The organism is Staphylococcus argenteus (assembly GCF_000236925.1).
Taxonomy (GTDB): Bacteria; Bacillota; Bacilli; order Staphylococcales; family Staphylococcaceae; genus Staphylococcus; species Staphylococcus argenteus.
In genome coordinates this window covers 1,110,340-1,134,226 of sequence record NC_016941.1, presented here as the reverse complement: position 1 = coordinate 1,134,226, position 23,887 = coordinate 1,110,340, and the positions used below count along the sequence as shown (strand labels likewise).

27 protein-coding genes and 1 tRNA gene are annotated in these 23,887 nt (G+C 29.8%); 10 read left to right on the top strand and 18 right to left on the bottom strand.

Annotation, left to right across the window (positions count from 1 at the left end; genetic code table 11):
- Positions 1–5 precede the first annotated feature (5 nt).
- The 3 genes from rsmH to bshC form a co-directional block, all read right to left on the bottom strand.
- Entirely contained in the window at positions 6–941 is a 936-nt protein-coding gene (gene rsmH / locus SAMSHR1132_RS05355) for a 16S rRNA (cytosine(1402)-N(4))-methyltransferase RsmH (RefSeq protein ID WP_000468392.1), read from the bottom strand.
- Between the two features lie 15 nt (positions 942–956).
- Positions 957–1,388, bottom strand: coding sequence for a division/cell wall cluster transcriptional repressor MraZ (gene mraZ, locus SAMSHR1132_RS05350; RefSeq protein WP_000480800.1), 432 nt, complete (start codon positions 1,386–1,388; stop codon positions 957–959).
- A 143-nt stretch (positions 1,389–1,531) separates the two neighbouring features.
- Positions 1,532–3,145, bottom strand: a complete 1,614-nt coding sequence (gene bshC / locus SAMSHR1132_RS05345) for a bacillithiol biosynthesis cysteine-adding enzyme BshC (protein WP_000340487.1) — start codon at positions 3,143–3,145, stop codon at positions 1,532–1,534.
- Between the two features lie 194 nt (positions 3,146–3,339).
- Between bshC and SAMSHR1132_RS05340 the strand changes: the two genes are divergently transcribed.
- Positions 3,340–3,780 (top strand): N-acetyltransferase, encoded by a 441-nt coding sequence (locus SAMSHR1132_RS05340; RefSeq protein WP_001289714.1) that lies wholly within the window; start codon positions 3,340–3,342, stop codon positions 3,778–3,780.
- A 76-nt stretch (positions 3,781–3,856) separates the two neighbouring features.
- On the opposite strand, the gene SAMSHR1132_RS05335 is transcribed toward SAMSHR1132_RS05340, so the two are convergent.
- The 3 genes from SAMSHR1132_RS05335 to SAMSHR1132_RS05325 all read right to left on the bottom strand — a co-directional run bounded on the left by SAMSHR1132_RS05335 (position 3,857) and on the right by SAMSHR1132_RS05325 (position 5,012).
- Positions 3,857–4,552, bottom strand: a complete 696-nt coding sequence (locus SAMSHR1132_RS05335; RefSeq protein ID WP_000540813.1) for a YjjG family noncanonical pyrimidine nucleotidase — start codon at positions 4,550–4,552, stop codon at positions 3,857–3,859.
- 134 nt (positions 4,553–4,686) lie between these two features.
- On the bottom strand, positions 4,687–4,821 hold the full coding sequence (locus SAMSHR1132_RS05330; protein ID WP_000147102.1) for a beta-class phenol-soluble modulin: 135 nt from the start codon (positions 4,819–4,821) through the stop codon (positions 4,687–4,689).
- Positions 4,822–4,877: 56 nt separating this feature from the next.
- The gene (locus tag SAMSHR1132_RS05325; RefSeq protein WP_000398671.1) at positions 4,878–5,012 is read right to left on the bottom strand and encodes a beta-class phenol-soluble modulin; all 135 of its coding nucleotides are present in this window, start codon (positions 5,010–5,012) and stop codon (positions 4,878–4,880) included.
- A 362-nt stretch (positions 5,013–5,374) separates the two neighbouring features.
- Here SAMSHR1132_RS05325 and SAMSHR1132_RS05320 point away from each other — a divergent pair.
- Both SAMSHR1132_RS05320 and SAMSHR1132_RS05315 read left to right on the top strand, forming a co-directional pair.
- Positions 5,375–5,448 (top strand) — tRNA-Arg (locus SAMSHR1132_RS05320).
- A gap of 933 nt (positions 5,449–6,381) precedes the next feature.
- Positions 6,382–7,326 carry a TDT family transporter gene (locus SAMSHR1132_RS05315; RefSeq protein ID WP_001239310.1) on the top strand — a complete coding sequence of 315 codons (945 nt, stop codon included), beginning with the start codon at positions 6,382–6,384 and terminating at the stop codon, positions 7,324–7,326.
- Positions 7,327–7,521: 195 nt separating this feature from the next.
- Here the strand turns inward: SAMSHR1132_RS05315 and elxI1 are convergent, their stop codons facing one another.
- From elxI1 to argF, 4 genes are all read right to left on the bottom strand, one after another.
- Complete coding sequence (gene elxI1, locus SAMSHR1132_RS05310; RefSeq protein WP_000221833.1) at positions 7,522–7,758, bottom strand: epilancin biosynthesis-related protein ElxI1; 237 nt, start codon at positions 7,756–7,758, stop codon at positions 7,522–7,524.
- Between the two features lie 313 nt (positions 7,759–8,071).
- Entirely contained in the window at positions 8,072–9,628 is a 1,557-nt protein-coding gene (locus SAMSHR1132_RS05305) for a YfcC family protein (protein WP_000432080.1), read from the bottom strand.
- 180 nt (positions 9,629–9,808) lie between these two features.
- Entirely contained in the window at positions 9,809–10,741 is a 933-nt protein-coding gene (arcC, locus tag SAMSHR1132_RS05300) for a carbamate kinase (RefSeq protein ID WP_001074336.1), read from the bottom strand.
- 21 nt (positions 10,742–10,762) lie between these two features.
- A complete protein-coding gene (gene argF / locus SAMSHR1132_RS05295; protein ID WP_000793597.1) occupies positions 10,763–11,764 on the bottom strand; it encodes an ornithine carbamoyltransferase in 1,002 nt (333 codons plus the stop codon).
- Positions 11,765–12,203: 439 nt separating this feature from the next.
- Between argF and SAMSHR1132_RS05290 the strand changes: the two genes are divergently transcribed.
- From SAMSHR1132_RS05290 to SAMSHR1132_RS05280, 3 genes are all read left to right on the top strand, one after another.
- Complete coding sequence (locus SAMSHR1132_RS05290; RefSeq protein ID WP_000739590.1) at positions 12,204–12,929, top strand: superantigen-like protein SSL14; 726 nt, start codon at positions 12,204–12,206, stop codon at positions 12,927–12,929.
- Positions 12,930–13,022: 93 nt separating this feature from the next.
- Positions 13,023–13,751, top strand: a complete 729-nt coding sequence (locus tag SAMSHR1132_RS05285) for a superantigen-like protein SSL13 (protein WP_000725959.1) — start codon at positions 13,023–13,025, stop codon at positions 13,749–13,751.
- A 92-nt stretch (positions 13,752–13,843) separates the two neighbouring features.
- Positions 13,844–14,563, top strand: a complete 720-nt coding sequence (locus SAMSHR1132_RS05280; RefSeq protein WP_000739554.1) for a superantigen-like protein SSL12 — start codon at positions 13,844–13,846, stop codon at positions 14,561–14,563.
- A gap of 180 nt (positions 14,564–14,743) precedes the next feature.
- Here SAMSHR1132_RS05280 and SAMSHR1132_RS05275 read toward each other — a convergent pair whose 3' ends face one another.
- Both SAMSHR1132_RS05275 and SAMSHR1132_RS05270 read right to left on the bottom strand, forming a co-directional pair.
- Entirely contained in the window at positions 14,744–14,944 is a 201-nt protein-coding gene (locus SAMSHR1132_RS05275) for a hypothetical protein (RefSeq protein WP_000137798.1), read from the bottom strand.
- Positions 14,928–15,074, bottom strand: coding sequence for a hypothetical protein (locus tag SAMSHR1132_RS05270; protein WP_042355069.1), 147 nt, complete (start codon positions 15,072–15,074; stop codon positions 14,928–14,930). The genes SAMSHR1132_RS05275 and SAMSHR1132_RS05270 overlap by 17 nt, the downstream gene beginning before the upstream one ends.
- Before the next feature lie 857 nt (positions 15,075–15,931).
- On the opposite strand from SAMSHR1132_RS05270, the gene SAMSHR1132_RS05265 reads away from it, so the two are divergent.
- From SAMSHR1132_RS05265 to SAMSHR1132_RS05250, 3 genes are all read left to right on the top strand, one after another.
- Positions 15,932–16,891 (top strand): leukocidin/hemolysin toxin family protein, encoded by a 960-nt coding sequence (locus SAMSHR1132_RS05265; protein WP_000857897.1) that lies wholly within the window; start codon positions 15,932–15,934, stop codon positions 16,889–16,891.
- A gap of 441 nt (positions 16,892–17,332) precedes the next feature.
- Positions 17,333–17,566 (top strand): hypothetical protein, encoded by a 234-nt coding sequence (locus SAMSHR1132_RS05260; RefSeq protein ID WP_000231334.1) that lies wholly within the window; start codon positions 17,333–17,335, stop codon positions 17,564–17,566.
- Positions 17,567–18,517: 951 nt separating this feature from the next.
- Complete coding sequence (locus SAMSHR1132_RS05250; protein ID WP_000589876.1) at positions 18,518–18,703, top strand: hypothetical protein; 186 nt, start codon at positions 18,518–18,520, stop codon at positions 18,701–18,703.
- Between the two features lie 239 nt (positions 18,704–18,942).
- Here SAMSHR1132_RS05250 and SAMSHR1132_RS05245 read toward each other — a convergent pair whose 3' ends face one another.
- From SAMSHR1132_RS05245 to SAMSHR1132_RS05235, 3 genes are all read right to left on the bottom strand, one after another.
- Positions 18,943–19,299 (bottom strand): complement inhibitor SCIN family protein, encoded by a 357-nt coding sequence (locus SAMSHR1132_RS05245; RefSeq protein ID WP_042355062.1) that lies wholly within the window; start codon positions 19,297–19,299, stop codon positions 18,943–18,945.
- Between the two features lie 163 nt (positions 19,300–19,462).
- The gene (locus tag SAMSHR1132_RS05240; RefSeq protein ID WP_000791589.1) at positions 19,463–19,960 is read right to left on the bottom strand and encodes a fibrinogen-binding protein; all 498 of its coding nucleotides are present in this window, start codon (positions 19,958–19,960) and stop codon (positions 19,463–19,465) included.
- A gap of 263 nt (positions 19,961–20,223) precedes the next feature.
- Positions 20,224–20,730, bottom strand: coding sequence for an SA1002 family membrane protein (locus tag SAMSHR1132_RS05235; RefSeq protein WP_000584393.1), 507 nt, complete (start codon positions 20,728–20,730; stop codon positions 20,224–20,226).
- Positions 20,731–21,214: 484 nt separating this feature from the next.
- On the opposite strand from SAMSHR1132_RS05235, the gene SAMSHR1132_RS05230 reads away from it, so the two are divergent.
- Complete coding sequence (locus SAMSHR1132_RS05230) at positions 21,215–21,613, top strand: formyl peptide receptor (RefSeq protein WP_000739571.1); 399 nt, start codon at positions 21,215–21,217, stop codon at positions 21,611–21,613.
- Positions 21,614–22,028: 415 nt separating this feature from the next.
- On the opposite strand, the gene SAMSHR1132_RS05225 is transcribed toward SAMSHR1132_RS05230, so the two are convergent.
- From SAMSHR1132_RS05225 to SAMSHR1132_RS05215, 3 genes are all read right to left on the bottom strand, one after another.
- Positions 22,029–22,358 (bottom strand): fibrinogen-binding protein, encoded by a 330-nt coding sequence (locus SAMSHR1132_RS05225; protein ID WP_000739215.1) that lies wholly within the window; start codon positions 22,356–22,358, stop codon positions 22,029–22,031.
- A gap of 441 nt (positions 22,359–22,799) precedes the next feature.
- On the bottom strand, positions 22,800–23,303 hold the full coding sequence (locus SAMSHR1132_RS05220) for a YfcE family phosphodiesterase (RefSeq protein ID WP_000049491.1): 504 nt from the start codon (positions 23,301–23,303) through the stop codon (positions 22,800–22,802).
- Entirely contained in the window at positions 23,296–23,883 is a 588-nt protein-coding gene (locus tag SAMSHR1132_RS05215; protein WP_000659308.1) for an XTP/dITP diphosphatase, read from the bottom strand. The genes SAMSHR1132_RS05220 and SAMSHR1132_RS05215 overlap by 8 nt, the downstream gene beginning before the upstream one ends.
- Positions 23,884–23,887: the final 4 nt, after the last annotated feature.

Sequence of the window (23,887 nt, the reverse complement as noted above, 5' to 3'; positions counted from 1 at the left end):
GCTCCTTATTTAAGTATTTCAGCTACACGTAATTTCGCGCTGCGTGCTCTATTATTGTCATCTAAATCTTCTTCTGTTGCGGTAATCGGTTTACGATTAACTCGCTTTAACTTTGGTGTATATTCTTCTGGTATCACTGGTAATCCTCTTGGTACTTCAGGACCCTTTTCGTATTCTTGGAAAACTTGCTTACATAAGCGGTCTTCCAATGAGTGGAATGTGATAACCGAAATCCTGCCGTTTACATTCACTAATTCAATCGCTTGTTCAATTGAATCTTCAAAGGCTGATAATTCATCGTTTACTGCAATTCGTAGTGCTTGGAAAACACGTTTTGCAGGATGACCACCTTTTCTTCTCGCTTTTGCAGGAATTCCTTCTTTTATTATGTCAACTAATTCTAGTGTTGTTGTTATTGGTTGTTGTTCACGATGTGCTTCGATTCTTCTAGCTATCTGTTTCGAAAATTTTTCTTCGCCGTAACGATAAAATATTTTCACTAAAGCTTCATATGACCAATTGTTTACGATATCGTATGCTGTTAGTTCTTGAGTTTGATCCATTCGCATATCTAACGTTGCATCATGATGATAGCTGAATCCTCGTTCAGGAATATCTAATTGTGGGCTCGAAACACCCAAGTCGTAGTATATTCCATCTACTTTTTCAATATTTAAGTCATTTAAAATGTTAGTTAATTCACGAAAGTTACTATGAACGAAAGTCACTTTATGCAAATGATCTTTCAGTACTTCTTTAGCATTATCAATAGCTGTTTGATCTTGATCGATTGCTATTAATCTACCTTCGTCATTTAATTGATTTAGTAAATAAAGGGCATGTCCCGCTCCACCTAGCGTACAGTCAATGTACACACCATTTTCTTTTACATTTAAATAATCAATGGTTTCGTTTAACATAACGCTGATATGATGAAACACTTCAATTCCTCCATTTTAAAAATCAAAATCTATTAAATCTTCAGCAATATCTTCGAAACTTTCTTCAGATTCTTCATAGAAATCATTCCAAGTTTCTCTGTCCCAAATCTCAATGCGATTTGATACACCGATTACTGTACATTCTTTAGTTAAATTAGCGTATTTTCTCAAATTTTGAGGGATATTAATACGCCCTTGTTTATCAAGTTCAACTTCAACAGCACCAGAGAAGAACATACGCATAAACTTACGTGCGTCTTTTTTTGTCATAGGTAAGGTTTTCATTTTCTCTTCAATCTGTTGCCATTCGTCTAAAGTGTAACCGAATAAACATTTATCAAGGCCTCTTGTGATAATAAAACGCTCATTTAAATCATAACGAAACTTGGACGGTATAATCATACGTCCTTTTGTATCTAATTGATGATCGTATTCTCCCATGAACATTTTTTATCACCTCACCTTATATATAATTTACCACATCTCCCCACTATCCACCACTATTTATACAAAATTTGTGAAATTTATTTTAAAAAACAAAAAAATGCCCGATTTATCAAAAAGATAAATCGGGCAAAACCCTTGATATTCTAAGGTTTTATAACGATATGATCAAAAGTGTAAGAAAGTGGTGGATAGGTGGAGGGTTTGAACACATCTATCCCAAAATCATTCAAAATTTGAAGTGGATTCCATACACGTTCTTGTAAACCGCCCATTGGGTGGAGATGTTCTTCAATTTCCCTATATTGTTTCATGCTTATTTTGTTTTCTCTTTCAATATTTAATAAGTAACGATTTAACAAATATTCATATTGGTGTTGATGAATTTCATTGTTTTTAGTAACTAGATTTATATTATTTTGATTACCAGTAACTTCATTTAATAAATCTCTATATAAAATACGTTGTTGTTCAATCATTGTTTCAACTTTTTCAATAAAATCATCTGATGCTTGTTCACGAATGAATTTGCTTCTACTTCCTTCTACACCATCAACTAAAACTTCTGATAGTGGTAATTCATATTTAGTAAGCAATTTTTCAATACGTTCATTTAAGTAGGTAATTCTTAGTCTTGGCATAACAATTGGCATTTCAATTTCAAATAACTCAAAAACACCTTTTAATTCTGCCCAGTATTTAATTTCACTAGGTCCGCCAATAAATGCCACAGTGTTAAATAACCACTCTTCCATTAATGGTCTAGTTACAACATTATTAGAAAACAGCTCTGGTTGATTTTCAGCAATTTTTAAAATTTCTTCCATTGTATATGATTTATTCGTTTTGCTTAATTTAAAAACTTCGTCTTCGTATGAGATGAGTTGACGCATTTGATCATCATGTAAAAATAAATGTACATTTGTATCAGTTTGAATCATAGCATCCAAACCTTGTTCTTGTGTACGTTGCTGTGTTGTCCTAAACGCATAATCAAGAGATTGATGTTTTTTTAGAATTTCTGTAAATAATGGCGCTTCAATTTTCCTTAACGATTCATACTGTGCGTCTATAAAGAGCACTCCATACGTTTTAAACGTCTCATGTAATAATGCTTTGAACATGTCTGACCATGAATCATATTGATCAATTATGCTGTTACACAAATTGATTAACCTTTGTGTGTAGACCGTTTCTTTCATTTGTTTAAACATTGCTTTTAAAGCTTTCTTCAATTCAGCTTTGTCTGGATTATATCTAGAAATCGTTGATTCAGGCGCATCCATAGTATGATATTTAACTTTATGTAATGTCGCTTCATTTTCATTATAAACATACGTATGATTGACTTCATCGAAATCATGATCTTCTCCTGCAATCCAAAACACTGGTACAACTTTTTGTTTATACGTATCCTCAAGTTGGTTCGCTAAAGTGATTATGGAAAAGATTTTATGAAATGTATAAAGCGGGCCACCAAAAAGTCCTGCCTGCTGACCTCCAATCACTACTTTTGAACCACTAGCTAATGCTTCTAAACTATTATTTTGTTCATTAGAAATGTCTAAATCACTCATATATTCACGAATGGCATTAGCTAATACTTTTTCCCTGCCATTACTTTTTCTCGACATTCTCTTTTCAAAACTCGTTTGTTGTGCAGCATCATATTGAAATAACCCTACAATTTCCGGATTACTGCTTTCTATTTTAGATATAAACTGATCTTTTTCATTTAAACTAACTACTTTACAGTCCATGTGTTTTCTCCTTCAGTACGCGATTACAAATTATAGTATAAAGACTATACCGCTTGTTGACAATTTTACAGCTTAAAAATCAATTTAATTGTAGAAAATTTATAATATTCAGTGTTTTGGTCTTTTAAATCAATGAAAAATACAAGTGGTTTAATGTATAATAATAGTAGTAAACAAATAAGGGGTAGATAAATATGAGTGAAATCAAACGTCTTGAAATTAATTACAAAACTGATGAGTTGTTTGAGAACTTTAGAGAATTTGGCAACAAAGACTTATATATGGTCAACGAATTAAATGGCCAAATGATTGATGCAAGTTCAGATTCACCATTTTATGGTATATTTGTCGGAGATCAATTAGGGGCTAGAATGGCATTGCTGAAAAAAGGTGATGTCGAAGAAATTTACTTCCCAGATTTTGATGATTATTTATTATTATGGAAGTTAGAAGTATTGCCAAAATATCAAAACAGAGGGTACGCAACAAAACTAATTGATTTTGCAAAAAGTTTTAATATGCCAATTAAAGCGATTGGCAGAAATGATTCAAAGGATTTCTTTTTACATCATGGATTTACAGATGTGGAAGCTAAAAATATAGAAGGACACGATGTCTTACTGTGGAAACCATAAGATATCAATATTCGACACTACGATTAATTGAATTTAAATTTTTCGTAGTGTCTTTTTTATTTCTAAATTGTAAAACTTAATTTTCTTCACTAACAATTTCCTTCAATTGCGTCCATGAATTAATTTCGTAATCAGGTATTATTTCAGAGTTTGGCTCAAAATTCCTGAAATTAAACCAACATGTTGCAATCCCTGCATTAATTCCTCCTAAAATGTCGGATGTTAATGAGTCACCTACTATTATTGAGTTTTCTCTTTCAGATTCACCTATATCATTAAAGACATAATTAAAAAACTCGGGACTCGGTTTTTGATGTCCCGTTTCTTCTGAAATGTAAATATTTTTAAAATATTTATGAAGTGGCGTTTGATTTAGTCTTCTTTTTTGCGTTTCTGTAACTCCATTAGTCACAATATACAAATTATGATTTTCCGATAATTCAATGATAGTTTCTAATGTTTGATCAAAATATTTGATTTTCGCTTCTGCTAAACCATTTCTGAATAAAACATCGGCACGATGTCCATCTATTTCCATTTGATGACGTTTAAAATAATTTACAAATCGTTGTGATAAAACTTCTGATTTTGTTAATTTATTTTGTTGAAAAGCTTCCCAATGTTGATGATTAATTTTTTTAAACTCTAAAAAATCAAGGTCAGTAGCTTTATGATCAAATAAATTAGCCATGTAATGAAATGCCCATTCTTCCGCATCATAAAAGTCCACAATTGTGTCATCAAAGTCTATTAAAATATTTTTGTATCCCAAGTTCACCCATCTCCTATATTCTGATTATCTAATTAAATCTTAACAGAGGTTTGTTTTTCTGCATACAAAAAAACTGAGTGCATATCCATTAAATATACTCACCCAGTTTTGTTTAAAGATATTTCATTCTGATATTAGAATCCGAATAATTTCCCTATTAATGCTACACCATTGGCAACAATATCTACGATACTTGTACCTAATTTTACACTATCATGCTGTTGTGCTGCTTGCACTGTATTTGCAATCGCTTCTGCTAAACCAGTCATTGTCATCTCTCCCTCGCCCTTAAATTAATTTAGATCACTTTCATAACATATTGGAATTAGAATCCGAATAATTTAGATAGTAAACCTACGCCATTTTCAACGATGTTCACAATGCTTGTGCCTAATTTTGCTCCATCATTATTGATTGCTGCAGTTACAGTATCTTTAATTGCGTTGAATAAACCTTCCATTGAAAACACTCCTTAAAATTTAAATATGAAGAAAAACAAAACGCGAGTAGTTCTAGATTACCGCCATGTCATTCGCTTAACGTTTTGTTATTGATATTTTAAAATGAATTTCGTACAATTAGTTTGTTTATACGCACAATAACATTTATAGTACATAACTGTTTTATTAATGAACTAGTTTTACACTTAGGCATTCAAAACTGTATTTAACGCAATTATATTGCTTGTATCTACATATAATACTTATTGAACCTTTTTATATAAATAGCTCTAAAATAGTGAAAAATATAAACATTTTTTATTTGTAAGGTATTGCTTATTTATGTTCATTTAGCTATAATAATTCTTGTGTTGTTAAACGTGTCCTGGTAGCTCAGCTGGATAGAGCAATGGCCTTCTAAGCCATCGGTCGGGGGTTCGAATCCCTCCCAGGACGTTTATAGGTGTTTTTTATACACCACCCAACTAAAAGAACCCCGTCAATACGGGGTTCTTTTTTGTTTTACTATTATATAATTTAAATTTTTAGGGACCCATAAGATTTCTAAATACTTGTTGCCAATACACTAGCATTCATATTCGTTTTAATATTTTTTGACACACGTTTGACACGCGATTATTCATTTTCACTTATAAAAATTTAAGTTGAAGATTCTCAGAAATTTAAATTCAAACCTTTTAAATCAAACACATACATGCTCAAAACAACCTAGTCCCTCGAGTCGTGATTTTCTAATGATCTTTGTTTTTTATCAAATCTTTCATCATAACAATTCATAAATTAGATAAGGCGAAAAATTTTTAAAATATCAATAGTAATATAACTAAAATAAATATACCAATTGATAAGCAGAAAGATATTTTTTGCCTTGTTTCTCTTTTCATGTAGTATTGCCTCCTTTATAATGAAAATTAAGAATCCTCTTTCGGGGTCTTACCATTGAACGTTCTGCGAATAAACTCGATGAGTAGTATTTTAAAACTGGCTATTTTTAGATAGTACTCAACTGTTTCGCGACGTTCTTTTTTTATTCTCTTTTCTAGCCTTATGTCATTAACTTAATTAGTATGCACAAATTAATCACTATCCAAAGAACTCCGCTATGCCGGAGTTCTTTGTTTTATCATTTTTAAATCTTTAATTGTTTGATATGGTAGATATGTTTTTCTGAAGTCTTATAATTTAATTGATTCTAATGAAGTTGGCTAGCCTTTGTTAATATTTCTTTCATCAAATTTTAAATGACAATTATGTGTCCACTATTCCAACATACGTTATAAACGTAAAAGTACACACTCTTCTTATTAAAAGAATGAAGCTATCATGATATAATTAGTGAAGAAAATCACATAAGAAAGGTTGTAAATCATGAGACTTCAAAATGCACCTTTAGTAACGTCAGGACTGGTCTTAGGTTTATTAGGCTTAGGAAATCTTTTGAAAGATATATCACTTGCTATTAACGCTCTTTGTGGCATCTTTGCTTTCTTAATTTGGCTTCACCTATTATGTACAATGTTCAAAAATTATAATACTGTGAAAGAACAATTAAACAACCCTCTAATTTCATCTGTATTCACAACATTTTTCATGTCCGGATTTTTAGGAACAACTTATTTAAAAACATTTTTTAGTAATATAACTATTATTAATAGTTTAATAACACCTTTATGGATTTTATGCCTTGTGGGTATTATGACGCATATGATTATTTTTTCATTTAAATATTTAAAAGGATTCTCATTCGAAAATGTATATCCATCATGGACAGTACTTTTTATTGGTATAGCTATCGCTGGATTAACAGCACCAGTCAGTGGATATTATTTGATAGGTAAATTATCAGTTATTTATGGTTTTGTAGCAACTTGTATTGTCTTGCCCATAGTATTCAAACGAATTAAAATATATCCATTGCAAGCGTCTATTAAACCAAACATATCTACAGTTTGTGCACCATTTTCTTTAGTTGCAGCATCATATGTTATAGCTTTTCCTAAGACAAATGCTTTTATCGTTATTGTTTTTTTAATATTAGCTCAAACTTTTTATTTTTATATCATCATACAACTTCCTAAATTACTGAAAGAACCCTTTTCGCCAGTATTTTCAGCATTCACATTTCCATTAGTGATTTCAGCTACTGCTTTAAAGAACAGTTTGCCTGTCCTTATGTTTCCAATAATTTGGAAAGGTCTTTTATTTTTTGAGATTTTATTGGCAACTATAATAGTATTTAGAGTCTTAATAGGATATATTCATTACTTTTTTAAAAGTGAAAATAAAAATAAATTAATACGTGATACAGTATAAAAGCTCACTACAAATATAAATTAAACAAATATGCTTATTAAAAAAGACAGGCTCCCCTGTCTTTTTATTGCAATAGTAAACAAAACTTAGATATTTATTTAAATATTAAATAAAAAGCATACGTTAAGGCTAATATCCCAATAAAATAGTTGAAAAAGATTTTTATCTTCGTCTTCGTTATGTTCGTCATTGTTATCATTCCTTATATTTAATATTTTTCTTCTTTTGTCTATCTTTTATCATTTCAGAAGACACACCGAAAACAAACATCAAGATAAATAATATAATCGGCAAATTTGGTATGTTTTCTAGCAAATACCACCTTAAGTTCCAATCAAATACCATATTCGCATAAGAAACGAAATATTTACTAAATAATAACACTACGCATATTCCAGTTAATGTATCTAAAAGCTTTGTCAAATATGTCATTTATAATCACCCTAATTAATAACTTTGTATCTATAAATAATCCTATCTCCCGTTTAAAAAGCCCTAACACATCATACTCTGCACAATCATATATTTATCACAATAAATATAATATATCATATTTCCCCTTACATTTTATAATAATCTTTCAATTAATGAATGTGCATTATAGTTTTGGATCATCCACTTTTATACACTGAATCTTACTACTACCCAAAAAATATGCATCTCGATTAATTTAGTATTTCTACTAACCAATGAGATGCATACCGACCACTTATTATTCAATTTTTCTATAACATAGCATTTCAAATTATGAATATATCAAAACTTGCGTAATTAGTAATCCGCCTCCGAAAATTAATACAAAGGCAACAACAGGCCATACGAAACGGAACCAATGTGAATATCGCATGTTTAACATTTGTAACGTCGCCATAACAAGTCCAGTTGGCGCTAAGAACAACATCGCATACTGACCAAATTGATATGTTGTAACGATAACGAATCTTGGTATACCAACTGTATCAGCTAGCGGTGCAAAGATTGGCATTGATAATACCGCTAACCCTGATGAAGAAGGGACGATAAAGCCTAGGCAGAAGAAAATAAATAGTAAAACAATGATAAACAACGGCCCACTCATATGTTGAACTAAAGATGATGAAAAATGTAAAATCGTATCTGAAATCATACCTTCATTCAGCACTAAGTTAATACCTCTTGCTAAACCAATGATTAAAGATACACCAACTAAACTTGATGCGCCATTAACAAAAGCATCAACCGTTCCTTTTTCTCCTAAACCAAATTTACCAGTTCCAGCAATAAACATAATAATAATTGTAAAAATTAAAAATGCTGACGCCATAACAGGGAACCACCAACCTTGAGTCATGACACCCCAGACCATAATTGGAAAAGGTAATACAAATAATGTGAGTATTATCTTTTTACGTAATGTAAATTGCGCGCTATCGTCATCCTTTAATACAGACCATTGCTTTTCAAATGCTTCCTTGTCCTCATAAGCATAAGAAGCCTTTGGATCTTTTTTAATTTTTTTACAGTACCAATATAAATAACTGATAACAAAGATTGCGCCGACGATACAAGCTCCTATCCTCCAATACAATCCATCTGTAAAAGTTGTACCAGCTGCATTAGATGCAATGACTACTGAAAACGGATTTATAGTTGAAAATGTACTACCAACAGAACTGGCAAGAAATATAGCACCTACAGAAACGATTGAATCATATCCTAATGCTATAAATATAGGTACTAAAATAGGATAGAAAGCTACAGCTTCCTCTTCAATACCACATAATGTACCACCGATAATCATTAAAATTGACACAAAAACAATCAGCATGAATTCATGACCTTTGGTTTTCTTAGTTAAAGCAAGTAAACCAGATTCAAAGGAACCACTAGCTTGAACTACACCAATAAGTCCACCCAACACAAGTATAAACACCATAATATCTACCGCTTCTATTGTACCTTCTACCATACTACCTGTGATTTGTTCTGGTCCAGCAGGATGTTGTTTTAATCGTTCATACGTATTTGGTATAGAAACAGGCTTATTAATCGCGCCTGATTTAAATTGCTCGATTTTAATTTTAACACCCATCTTATCAAGTTCTTTTTGTGTACCAGGTACTTTTTTAACTTGATTATGAGGATTCACAATTTTTAATTCTTGGGATGAAGGTTCGTAAGAAAGTTTAGAATAGGCACCTGCAGGAATAATCCAAGTCGCTATTACTGCAATAACCGTTAAAATGAATAAAATCATAAATGCACCAGGCATTCTTAGTTTAAATCTTTTTTTCTTTTCACTTTCATTAATTGTGTTTTCCACGGTTTCATCTCCTTCGACATATGACCTAACAATAATGCTGTGTAAAATATCCCAGCGTTAAATATTTATATTAAGAAAGTGCACCCTGCCCTAAAAAATCAAACTAAATACGCAGGGTTGCACATTGTTAATAAAAATCATGCATTATACATATAACAAATTGAAAACGTGTTATCATTATTACTTTTTAATCACTGTACCTATCTTACCTTCTAATGCGGCATCCAATTCATTTAATGATGTAATCAGAACACTGCCGTTAGGATTATTTTCAATAAATGAAATTGCCGCTTCAATTTTTGGTAACATACTTCCTTTTGCAAATTGATTTTCATCTATATAGCGTTTTAATTCATTAACATTTGTAACCTTCAATGGTTGTTGATTTTCACTGTTAAAATTAATATATACATAATCAATTGCTGTCAATATAATCAGTTGATCACATTGAATATTAGCACCTAAAAGTGCACTCGTTTTATCTTTATCAATAACCGCATCTATACCTTTAAAACCATCATGTTGCTCTCTTATAACTGGTATACCACCGCCACCAGCAGCAATTACAAGTGTATCATTCTTAATAAGTGTTTTAATACTTTCTAGTTCAATGATAGAAATTGGTTGTGGTGACGGCACTACCCTTCTATACCCTCTTCCAGCATCTTCAACAAATTGATATCCTTTTTCCTTTTCAATACGCTCAGCTTCTTCTTTACTATAAAATAACCCAATTGGTTTTGATGGATTATTAAATGCTGGATCATGTTCATCTACTTCAACTTGAGTGACTAGCGTTACAACTTGCTTATCTATACCAATTGAATGGAGTTCATTTTGTAGACTTTCTTGTAACTGAAAACCAATATATGCTTGGCTCATCGCTCCACATTCGGCAAATGGGAAGGCTGGACCTTGATCATGTTCAGCAGCATAATTAAGTCCCAAATTTATGCTACCTACTTGTGGTCCATTACCATGACTAATAACAATCTCATGTCCTTTGGTTATTAATCCTACCAATGACTTCGCAGTATTTTTAACAAGCTCAAGTTGTTCTTGCGGTGATTTTCCTAAAGCATTACCACCAAGTGCAACTACAATTTTTGCCATCATATTCACTTCCTTTTAGTTTTAAAATTCACCTATTGTAGCAACCATAACTGCTTTTATTGTATGCATTCTATTCTCTGCTTCTTGGAATACAACTGACGCTTTACTTTCGAACACTTCATCAGTAACTTCCATTTCACGAATTCCATATTTTTCGAAAATTTGTTGTCCAACTTTTGTTTCAGTATTGTGGAATGATGGTAAACAGTGTTCAAATATAACATTTGGATTTTCTGTCATATCCATTAATGCCTTATTTACTTGATAAGGTTTTAGTAATTCAAGTCTTTCTTTCCAAACTTCTTCAGGTTCACCCATAGATACCCAAACATCAGTGTATATGACATCAGAACCTTTTACGCCTTGCTCGATATCGTCAGTGACTAAAATATTCCCGCCGTTTTCAGAAGCAATTTGTTTACAACGATTTAACAATGCATCAGATGGATTTAATTCTTTAGGACAAACTAGATGGAAGTTCATTCCTATTATTGCTGCACCTTGCATAAGTGCATTCGCAACATTATTACGGCCATCACCAACATATGTGAAGTTTATATCTGCATAATCTTTTTTCAAAACTTCTTTTGCAGTTAAAAAATCAGCTAACACTTGCGTTGGATGGTCCTCATCAGTTAATCCATTCCAAACTGGAACACCAGAATATTTAGCCAATGTTTCAACAGTGCGTTGTGAGAAACCTCTATATTCAATACCGTCATACATACCACCAAGTACACGTGCTGTATCTTTAGTCGTTTCTTTTTTACCCATTTGCGAACCTGTTGGTCCTAAATATGTTACGTTCGCTCCTTGATCATGTGCGGCAACTTCAAACGCACAACGTGTTCTTGTAGAATCTTTTTCAAATATTAATGCAATATTTTTATTTTTTAACATAGGCTTTTCAGTACCGATATATTTAGCATGCTTTAAATCTTCAGAGAGCGTTAATAAGAATTCTACCTCTTGTCGTGAAAAGTCTAATAAAGTTAAAAAACTTCTGTTTCGTAAATTTTTCATTAATAACAACTCCTTTTATTTTAGTTACACCTAAATTGTAAGCGTATACATTTCCAACTCAACCCATTCTTAAAAATTGTAATATTTTATCAATAAATCATTGAACATTTTATTAAAATTAAATTTAAGTAGTAGGATATTTTTAAAATAAGTATTACGTTTATAGTATAACTATTTTTCAAGTAGTTAGAAAATTCAATTAATAATTAATTTAACGCAACTTAACATAAAGTTATGATTTTTCCAAAATATAAATCGTAATAAATCTCCTCTCTATATTAATACTTGTGTAGTTCTCATAATTTAAAAATGATAAGTTTTAATTAAATAAAGCGTTGAATTGTTTAATTTTATTTAACATAGTTTTAGCTTTTATTTAATTCCGTATTAGTGAAATCCTTTATATACTTTGGGTAATTCACGCAAAGGAGATATTCATATGAAAAAGAACATCACGCAAAAAATAATCTTATCAACAGCATTGTTACTTTTAGGAACAACATCCGCCCATTTTCCTAACGCATCAATCAGTTTTTCATCTGAAGCTAAAGCATATAATATTAGGGAAAATGAAACTAATATCAATGAATTAATCAAATATTACACACAGCCCCACCTATCGTTTTCAGGCAAATGGTTATGGCAAAACCCAAATGGTACAATACATGCAACACTACAAACTTGGGTTTGGTATAGTCATATTCAAATTTACGGTCCTGAAAGCTGGGGAAATATTAATAAATTAAGAGATAAATATGTAGATATCTTCGGAACAAAAGACGAAGAAACCGTTGAGGGCTATTTAACTTATGACGAAACATTCACTGGGGGTGTCACACCAGCTGCTACATCTTCTGATAAACCATACAAACTTTTTGTAGAATATAGAGATAAAAAACAGACAATTATTGGAGGACATGAGGTTTATCAAGGTAACAAACCCGTATTAACACTTAAAGAACTTGATTTCCGTGTTCGCCAAACATTAATAAAAAATAAAAAGTTATATAACGATGGATATAATAAAGGGAAAATTAACATAACTGGTGGCGGTAATAACTACACTATCGACTTAAGTAAAAAATTAAAATTAACTGACACTAATAGATACGTCAAAGACCCTCGAAACGCAAAAATTGAAGTAATCCTCGAAAAATCTAACTAACCTCATTCACGGTATTAAAGTAAATAACCTCATATGCCACAACGACTTCTCTCACTTTCTAACGCAGATATTCCACCCAAAGGAGATTTTAATATGAAAAAGAAATGCACTAAAAAAATAATTTTAGCAACTACATTGTTACTTCTAGGAACAACTGCTACAACACAATTTCCAAAAACACTAAGCAATTTTTCATCTGAAGCGAAAGCTTATTATATTAGCCAAGATGAAACTAATGTAGATGAGCTAATTAAATATTATAATCAAAAACATTTATCCTTTTCTAATAAATGGTTATGGCAAAAGGATAATGGAACGATTCATGCAACGTTACTTCAGTTATCATGGTTTAGTCATATTCAAGTTTTTGGTCCTGAAAGCTGGGGGAATATTAATCAGTTAAGAAATAAATATGTAGATATTTTCGGTATAAAAGATGCAGAAACAAAAAATTCCTATATGCTAGCTCAAGAAATATTTACCGGGGGTGTTACACCTGCTGCTACATCTGCCGACAAAAACTATACCCTGAACGTATCATATAAAGATGCAGCAGAAACATTTACAGGAGGATATCCATTATACTCAGGTAATAAGCCAGTATTAACATTGAAAGAATTGGACTTCCGCATTCGACAATTATTAATTAAAAACAAAAGATTATATATCGATAAATATAATAAAGGACAGATTAAGATTACAGATGGCAATAATCAATACATCATTGATTTAAGTAAAAGGTTAAAATCCACTGACGCAAATAGATATGTCAAAGACCCTCGAAACGCAAAAATTGAAGTAATCCTCGAAAAATCTAGCTAACCTCATTCATGGAGTCAATGCGGATAATCTCATATATCACATTGACTCCCCCACTTTTCAATATTGATATCCTACGTAAAGGAGATTTTAAAATGAAAAAGAATATTACGAAAAAAATAATATTAATAACATCATTGTTACTTCTGGGAACAACTACGACAACACAATCCCCCAAAGTATTGAGTGGTTTATCTTCTGAAGCTAAAGCATATAACATTAATCAAGATGAAACTAATGTTAATGAATTAATCAAATATTATACGCAGTCATATTTATTATTCTCAAATAAATGGTTAAGACAAAGTGAAAGTGGCAATATTTATGTCGACTTCAATAGATATACTTGGTCGGCACACATACAAGTAAAAGGAAATCAAAGTTGGGGTAATATCAATCAATTAAGAGATCGCTATGTAGATGTATTTGGATTAAAGGATAAAGAAACAAGTCAATTTTGGTGGTCATATCAAGAAACATTTACTGGTGGCGTTACACCAGCGGCAAGCCCTTCTGATAAGCTATATAAAATCTTTGTGCAATATAAAGATAAACTACAGACGATAATAGGTGCACATGTGATTTACCGTGGCAATAAACCTGTATTAACATTAAAAGAACTTGATTTCCGTGTACGCGAATCATTGATAAAAAACAAAATATTATATAATGAAAATCGTAATAATGGAAAATTAACCATTACAGGTGGCGATAATAACTTTACAATTGATTTAAATAAAAGATTACACTCAGATTATGCAAATGTTTATGTTAAAAATCCACAAAAAATTATTGTTGAAGTAATCATTGATTAACTTTTCAAAACTTAAATTATCATTTCACTACGACAATTCATTTTTGTCACTTAAACAATTTTAAATATTAAATAATAGAATTGATGGGAGTGGGAACAGAAATAAATTTTGTGTAAATTTCATTTCTGTCCCCACTCCCAACCTCTATTTACCCATTACATATATCGTTAGTTTAGCCACTTATTTTTGATTTTGTAATGAAACACTATAGGTATATAGTTTGATAATCGTTCTAAATCTGGCATCTTCTATATCTGCTTTACCATTTCGTAAGTCTTGTACAGTTTGGTATGGGACACCAGAGTTTTTTGAAATTTTGTATCCCGATTCAACCTCAAATAATTCTTTAATTGAATTTATAATATTATTCAACTCTGTCATCTTTCACACACTTCCTTGTATTTACTACATACAATGTTACTACTAAAGCTGTAACTGCATGCGTAATATTATTTCCTAAAAATAAATTCAACCAAATAAGAAAAATTAAAATGATATACATTATCTTCATAATTTTAAATGTTAAATATCGTTATTTAAACCCTTTCATTAAATAACTTTTAACACTGTTCACCCCTATCATTTTCCACTAAAATTTATCAAGCTTATCATTAATCATATATTATTCAATTTAAAAGAAGTACATATATTCATTGCTATTACAACTTTAATTGTAATATTACGGTTTCCTGTTCATTCGTTAATACTGTCAGAATTTCAGGATATGAATTAATTATGAATAGTTATACACGTTTTGATGTTATAGCTAATTTTTAAATCATACTGATTATTTAAGCCTTAAATGCAATGTTTAATACTTAATATTTTACAATATTCTTTAGTTATCAACTACCTATTTTTGAATTTTCAATAACTAAATTTATAAAATATAAATGCGTATGGCATAATCACTAAAGTATTACAATTCTCCATAATCCCATGCGCGAGAAACTAGTTAATGTATAGTTAAGTTTTATTTAATATATACTTAATTGATTTAATTTAAAAGTATTTGTATTTTTAAATTGTAATCGATTACATTTAAAAAAAGAGTAACTTCTTTAGTTCAATAAAAAACATTAATAGATTTATGCGCATATTTTTACTTTGTGTCAACAAAATTTCAAACAAGTTATCTTGAACTCGAAATTTATTACTACCTTTTATTCAATTAAATGTAAAAACTAATTCTTAAAATTATAACTCATCATCATTCAATTTTTCTTAACAGTTGCTACATTATTAAACGCATTTTAGAAAACTATTACAAACGATTTAATATATTAATCTGTATGCTACTTAAAAACAAGTAAAATATCATTAATACTGTTTCTTCGAATCGTTTTAATAAATAGAAGGATGATGAAAATGAAAACACGTACAGTCAGCTTAGTAACATCAACATTATTAGTAACTTCCATATTGTTAAATCCTATCGCTCATGCAGCAGATAGTGATATAAATATTAAACCAGGAACAACAGATATTGGTAGCAATACGACAATTAAAACAGGTGATTTAGTCACTTATGACAAAGTAAATGGTTTGCACAAAAAAATATTTTATAGTTTTATTGATGATAAAAATCACAATAAAAAATTACTGGTTATTAGAACAAAAGGTACAATTGCCGGTCAATATAGAGTCTATAGCGAAGAAGGTTCAAATAAAAGTGGTCTGGCATGGCCTTCTGCTTTTAAAGTACATCTAGAAATACCTGATAATGAAGCAGCACAAATCTCTGATTATTATCCGAGAAATTCAATTGATACGAAAGAATATATGAGCACTTTAAATTATGGTTTCAATGGCAGCATCAGTGCTGATGATACTGGGAAAATCGGCGGACAAATTGGTGGAACTGTCTCAATTGGTCATACTTTAAAATATGTGCAACCTGATTTCAAAACCATTTTAGAGAGCCCAACTGATAAAAAAGTAGGTTGGAAAGTTATTTTCAATAACATGATGAACCAAAATTGGGGACCATACGATAGAGATTCCTGGAACCCAATTTACGGAAATCAACTTTTCATGAAAACAAGAAATGGATCTATGAAAGCATCTGAAAATTTCCTTGACCCAAACAAAGCAAGTTCCCTATTATCTTCAGGTTTCTCACCAGATTTCGCTACAGTACTTGTGATGGACAGAAAAGCACAAAATCAACAAACAAACATTGATATCGTTTATGAACGTGTTCGTGATGACTACCAATTACATTGGACTTCAACAAATTGGAAAGGTACAAACACAAAAGATAAATGGACAGATCGTTCTTCAGAAAGATATAAAATCGATTGGAAAAAAGAAGAAATGACTAATTAAATTTTTAGATAATTCATAGACATTTATATATATAGTTTGACAATAGCCGAAACGACAAAAAGTTGTTTCGGCTATTTTTAAGTTATGAAACAAAAATATGTTTTTGATCACCACTATTCTAATTAAAAGCATTAAAAATAAAAGTCTTTAACATAAGTTCACTTAAATTAAGAAATTAAAATCATATTGTCAAACCCTTTATGTAAAAGTTTTGAAATTGTTCAAAACTTATTGAACACATTATGTGTTAATATATTTGCAGAATTATTTTAAATTCGTTTTAAAACAAAACTGAAATAAGAAGATAAAAAGTATAATAGGTATATATAATTGAAAATAATTTCTAGAAATCCAATTATCATATATCTAGATATTGTACGAAGTTGTATGAATAAGTTAAACTTAAATTGAATCATTTTATATATTCAAGGAGGATGATTAATGGTTTTTAAAGATTGGGAAATTAATGTTGTATATTCAGGAAAACATGAAGTTGTTACAAATGAAACTAGTTTATTCGTCATCGATGAAGATTATGATGTTGCAATTGCAATCAAATATTTAGATGGTAAATTAAAAGTTAGTCATGTCAATTACGGTTCTGAATTTACAATTGATCCTTCTCGCAAAGTTTTAGAATTGATTATTATTAATCCAAATGTTGACGAAAATTAAATATTAAAAAGCATCTAGAATCATAAAAAGCATACTATATATAGTGTTTTCAAAGTAAAACAAACAAAATTTGAGATTCGAATAAATCAATAAATTGGGAGCGGGACAGAAATGATAAGGAACCACAAATGATTTATTATGTAGTGGTTTTACACATCAGCCACAGCTAATGTGTAATTAAAAATCTGTAGAATTTCTTTTTGAAATTCTCTATGTTGAGGCCCCAACTCCAACTTGCATTGCCTGTAGAATTTCTTTTTGAAATTCTCTATGTTGGGGCCCCAACCCCAACTTGCACATTAATGTAAGCTGACTTTCCGTCAACTTCTGTGTTGGGGCCCCCGACTCGAATTGAAAAGTGCTTGTTCTAAGCGCATTTTCGTTCTGTGAATTTCTGGCATTATAACAATGTAAGCCTAGAACATTGATTTTTGTCCCAGACTCCTAAACAATAATACTAAGGTGGTGAATAAAAATTAACATTATGTATAACTTAATTGTATATATAGCGTGCATGATTAATTTTGGATTAATTATTGTCCCGTTGCTAACTACTAATAACGCGGATTTTGTATGGTCTTCTTCATCATTAATATATATGATCCTTTTAACACTACTTATTTTAATCGTTTATATTAAAACTAAAGATAGTTTACAGTTAACGATATTTATATTAAATGTCGCTTTAATTATCCTTTATTGTGCGCCATTATTATTTATCTATGAATTCTAATGTTTCATTAATATTTTAATGCGTCAGTTTGACTAAGTTATTTTTAAATTGTTTTAGATTAAAGCATCTTACTTATATATTAAACTAAATTTATCCAATATATTTTTCGATTAAAAATATAAAGTTGCATAATCACAGCATTGATTAAAGCTTTTTATTTTAAACAATGTTTTCAACTATTTTATGAATCAAACATTTAGATTAAGGAGTCAACCATCATGATTAAACATAGACTTAAAAGAAACAACAAACACCTTGAAAATTATAAAAAGATTCAAAAAAGAAAAACGGAAGAACAAGATAAAGGATGTTTAAAAAGTATCGCAATGCTTATCGTCTTATTTCTTTTAATTATTTTTGGTATTGTTGCATGTTCTACAAATGTTAACTTTTTCTTCCAATAAAAATAACCACATAATAAAACACTCACTTTTTAAGCGAATGTCAATTAACTACTTTTTTCAAATAAAATAGATTTAAAACAGGAGAGCAATATAAATATTTTAAGTATTAAATAGCTTTTTACTATACATTGATATTTATGTTTGTCTCCCCTTACTTTTTTAAAAGTGATGATTCATACATAAAATTTTAAATATCAAAATGAAACAGGCTGAGACATATATCCCAGCCTGTTTTGCTATTATCTATTTACTATTTCATCAATTTCTTTATAAATTTTCTCTAATGCTACTTTTGCTTCTGCCATTTGTGCAAAATTTTTGCTTTTCAAAGCTGCTCTCGCTTTATAATCATTCATCACAATTGTGCGCTTATAATAAGCACTTAAACTCCCTGTGGCAAGTTCATTTGGATTTAATTCATTTAGTAATGATCTTAATTCATCAGCAATTTTATTGTCATGATATTGACTTTGCGTTAAATTGTTATTGTAACTACTTGCTTCTGCTTTATTACCTTCTAAAGTTGCTACTGCTGTAGTTGATAACAGAACAGCTAATGATCCTGCTAAAATATATTTTTTAATTTCATTGTAAATTCTCCTTTAAAATTGATACTTATTGATTATATAGTCAATTTTAAAAAAGTTACATTAACCTGATATTAAATTGCTCAGATTTTTCATTAACTAATTTTAACATAAATATTAAATCTTACTTTTGTTTAAAAATATTCAAACTATTATCACATAGTCTATTCACTTATTTTACAAAACCTTGTTTCAAAACATTGTCAATTCTTTCTTGTAACACCATTTTCTTAACATTATATTCAAAAGAAACTAAATTAACTGCCTTTTGTGCTTTTCTATGTGCACTTACAGTATGTGTTTTTTCAAATTCTTTAACAAGGTTTTGAGCATTAATTAACTTTTGTTCTTTTTTAATAGTTGCCTCATTTTTCACTGCTGGTTTATTAAAATGTGGTCTAGCTCCGTAACCAAATGTACCATCATTATATTCTACAATGTTGTAGTCATGTCTAATTTTGATATATTTAGGTGTTTTATTAAATATCGGTCTTGATTGATATTTAAATGTGCCATCGTTATATTCTACAATATTATGACTAATACTAACTGGTTTCTTTTCTCTTGGTCCATAACTTTCACTTGCATCTGCTGTTGAAGCAATAGTTGTAGTAGTAACACCAATTGCTGCAATCGTTAATAATGTTTTAGCTATCAATTTATTTTTCATATTTCATTTCCTCCAAATAGTTAACTTACAATTATTAAGTTACCCTATTTATACAACTTTTGAAATTAACTAATCATTAATAAACTATAAACACTTTATAATATTAGCAAAATATAGCTATCTATAATGTTACTCTTCTGTATAACTACATTACTTAAAAATTTAGTTTAACCACTTTTTCAAATTTAAAAATAAGCAAGATATCAAAAAAGACACCTTTATTAAAATAGGTGTCCAATGCCATGATACTTTTGTTTATACAATTATTTATAGCTTTTCATTCTATAATTAAATATTGTCACCCAACTGATGATCAACGTAGGTAAAATGACTAAATTTAAATTTGAGACGTCAAAAAATACAGACTGGAAATTATCAATATTAATATCATTTATATCCATTTTTTCATTCACTGCTTGATAGATTGCAAAATAAACTAAAAACCATTGAATTAAATGTTCTAATACGACAACTTCAGTCAAATCAACATTCTTTTTACGAAAGAGTAATTTAACTATAAATAGTTGGAATATACTTGAAATCAAGATTAGAATAATTCCCATTAAGAAAAAGCTACCAAAATCTATTGTTATAAATTGTGCTATGCCATAAATGATAACAGCAGCAATAGCCAAAGAAATATAACCAATAAAGATGAATATGACGCCCATAAAGAGAGTTTTTAAAAACAGAAATGGCTTCTTTTTGTTTGTAACCAGATAACTTAATATACAGAGTAAAAAAAGAATTGTTAAAATTTTAATTATCATTGTTAGACCTCAATATATTTTTTTGTATTTTTACATGAAAAATAACAACCACTAAAGTGATTGCCAATAATATTCAATGCCTTATCACAAGTGTTATTGGCATGCGCTAATATACTATTTTTAATATGTATGAATTCTTCATAGATAACTATACAACAATAACATAGTATAATATTTAACTTATATAATAATCATAACATATCAACCAATTTTAGAGTATATTTCATATTCCTATATAAGTAAAATTCTACATTAAAATGACTTTCAAACTGCAAATAATAAAAGTATGCTATTTTATTAATAAATCAATTCAAAATAATAACAGTATATACGCTATTTTTCTTTATCAATTGCATTAAACCTCATTAAATACCGCTTAATTTTATTTAATGAAGTGTTAACTGGTATATACTTGTAACCGTTTGTAAAATAGCATTGTACTCACGTTATTAAGTACAAATTTATTTTACAGGGAGAACTTATTATGAAAAAAAATATAACAAAAACTTTAATCGCTTCTACAGTTATCGCTGTAGGTTTACTTACAACTTCAAATGATGCTAAAGCATTTTTTAGCTATGAATGGCAAGGGTTAGAAATAGTTAAAAAATTAGCTGATGATGAGAAGAAAGATGAAGCACGTGCTGATAAATTAATTAATGAAGCTGATAAAAATAACAAACCATACACAGGTAAAACTGTTGAAGATTTATATGTTATTGCTAAAAAATTAGGTAAAGGTAATAAAACAGCTGTAGTTAAAATCAAAGATGGTGGAGAAAAAGGTTTCTATACTTTTGATATCACTCGTCCATTAGAAGAAAAGAGAAAGAATATACCAGTAGTTGCTAATGGTGAAATCGACGAAATTACTTGGTATTAAGTCCACATTTCTAACTTAACATAGACACGCCAAAACGTTGGAGAACAATACTAACGGTTTGGCGTGCTTTTTTTAATTACGCATCTTTCAAATTATTTAGCACTTTTATCTTTTTTTAATAAAGAACGTACAATAAATACAGTTGCCACTATATCGGTTACAATTTTTATAATAGTTAATATATTTGATTTTCTTTTCACAATTATCAGCCCTTCCTAGTAAATCAATATCACATTTACCATTAAATTATTAATAAAGCGTCTTAAAATCTCCAATCCAATGTACATGCAATATTATAAAATTATTATACCCTATTGCGCATGATAATATCGAACAGTTGAAAAAATTATTCAATTGTTCGATTTTTTGTTTTGAAAATAAAAAAGCCATACTTTTCAGCATGGCTCAATTTTATTTATTTTAAAGTATTATATTTTAAAACTAAATCGATTTGTCTTTGTAATTTTTTCTTTTCATAGCTGTGTTGGAAATGGATTAAGTTAACAGCTCTTTGCGCTTTACGGTGAGTTGCAACTGTTCTTGTGCGTTTGAATAAGTTAACAGCTTTTTGTGCATCTACAACTTTTTTATTTACTTGCTTTTTAAAGTTAGCTTGATATTGATTGTATTTGTTAGCAGCTTCAACATTTTTAGTTTGCGCGTGAGACTCCCCAGCAAACATTGATACTGTTAAACTAACTGCAGCCACACTTAAAATTGATTTCCCAATAAAATTCTTTTTCATCTTTTAATAACACCTATCCTCAAATATTTATTTTGTATAAATACATAATAATAGACATATACAAAAAACTACATTAACTATTTATTAACTAAATATTAATATTTGTGTCCCTACATTTCTGATTTTCAAGAATTTTGGCATCACATATTTTAACCTACTAAATATTAAAATAGTTTATGCCTTTAGAAAACTTTTTAAACATGCGTACGATTCATACTTTTATCCAATAAATCAATACTATTCAACCGTATACAGCACTCAACAGACACAGTTCTCTTAATCAAAATAGTTCACATAAAAATATGCTTGTCATAAATCATCTATAAAACAACAAATTTAACCATTAATTTTAATTATTTAATTGTTTACTTGACTGGGTGCAGTTCAATGCTCACAAACCTTTTCAACTCACGCAATCAAAAAAGCCATACATACTTTTAGTTAAAAAGTAGTATGACTTATTGTTTTATGTTGTCGATTTTTAAAATTAATAGAACCATGCTTAGTTTCATCATCAACAATGATCTCGGCATAAGTTTCTTCTATTGAACTCCTAGACTGAGAAATACTTCCTGGATTGATGACATGAACACCATCAATATATTCATATTTTGCAACATGTGTATGACCGTAAAATGCAAATGTGCAGTCTAATCCAAGTGCCTTTTCAGCTAATAATGTTCTAGTACGATTGACTTGATATAAATGCCCATGTGTATAAAATGCTTTTATAGCATTGCATTTAATCACCGCTTCATTTTCAAATTCAGGATAAAAATCACAATTGCCTTTTACTCTATGAAATAAGCTCAACTCAGTATCATTAAACTCAAATTCTGAATCACCTAAATGTAAAAATACGTCTGCATCAGAATTTGCTTCATAAATTTGAAATAAAATACCTGATTCAGTGTGATTATCACTCACAACAATCCATTTAGACATTTTGATCACCCGCAAGATATGTTTGCAATAAATTAATGGCATTTCGTCTATGGCTAATTTGCCCTTTTTCTTCTTTTGAAAGTTGAGCCATTGTTTTCCCTAATTCAGGTACATAAAATATTGGATCATAACCAAAGCCATTTTCTCCATATTTACCATCTGCTATTTCGCCTGATACAGTACCCTTAAATACTTTAGTTTCCATATCGGGACCACTCATACTAATAACACATACAAATTGTGCTCGACGATCGGCATGGTCTCCTAACTCATTTAACAATTTTTCAATATTAGCATCATCATTCTTATCTTCACCAGCATAACGTGCAGAATAAACACCCGGCTCACCATTTAAAGCAAACACTTCTAATCCACTATCATCTGCTATTACCACTTTATTCAAAGCTTCTGCTGCTGCTTCCGATTTTAATTTTGCATTTTCCTCAAAGGTTGTACCTGTTTCCTCCACATCAAAATCAGGTATTAATTCTGAAATACTTATGACATGATGGTCCGGAAAGATAACTTTAAAATCATTTATTTTCCCTTGATTATTTGATGCAATTACAATTTCTTTCATTCAA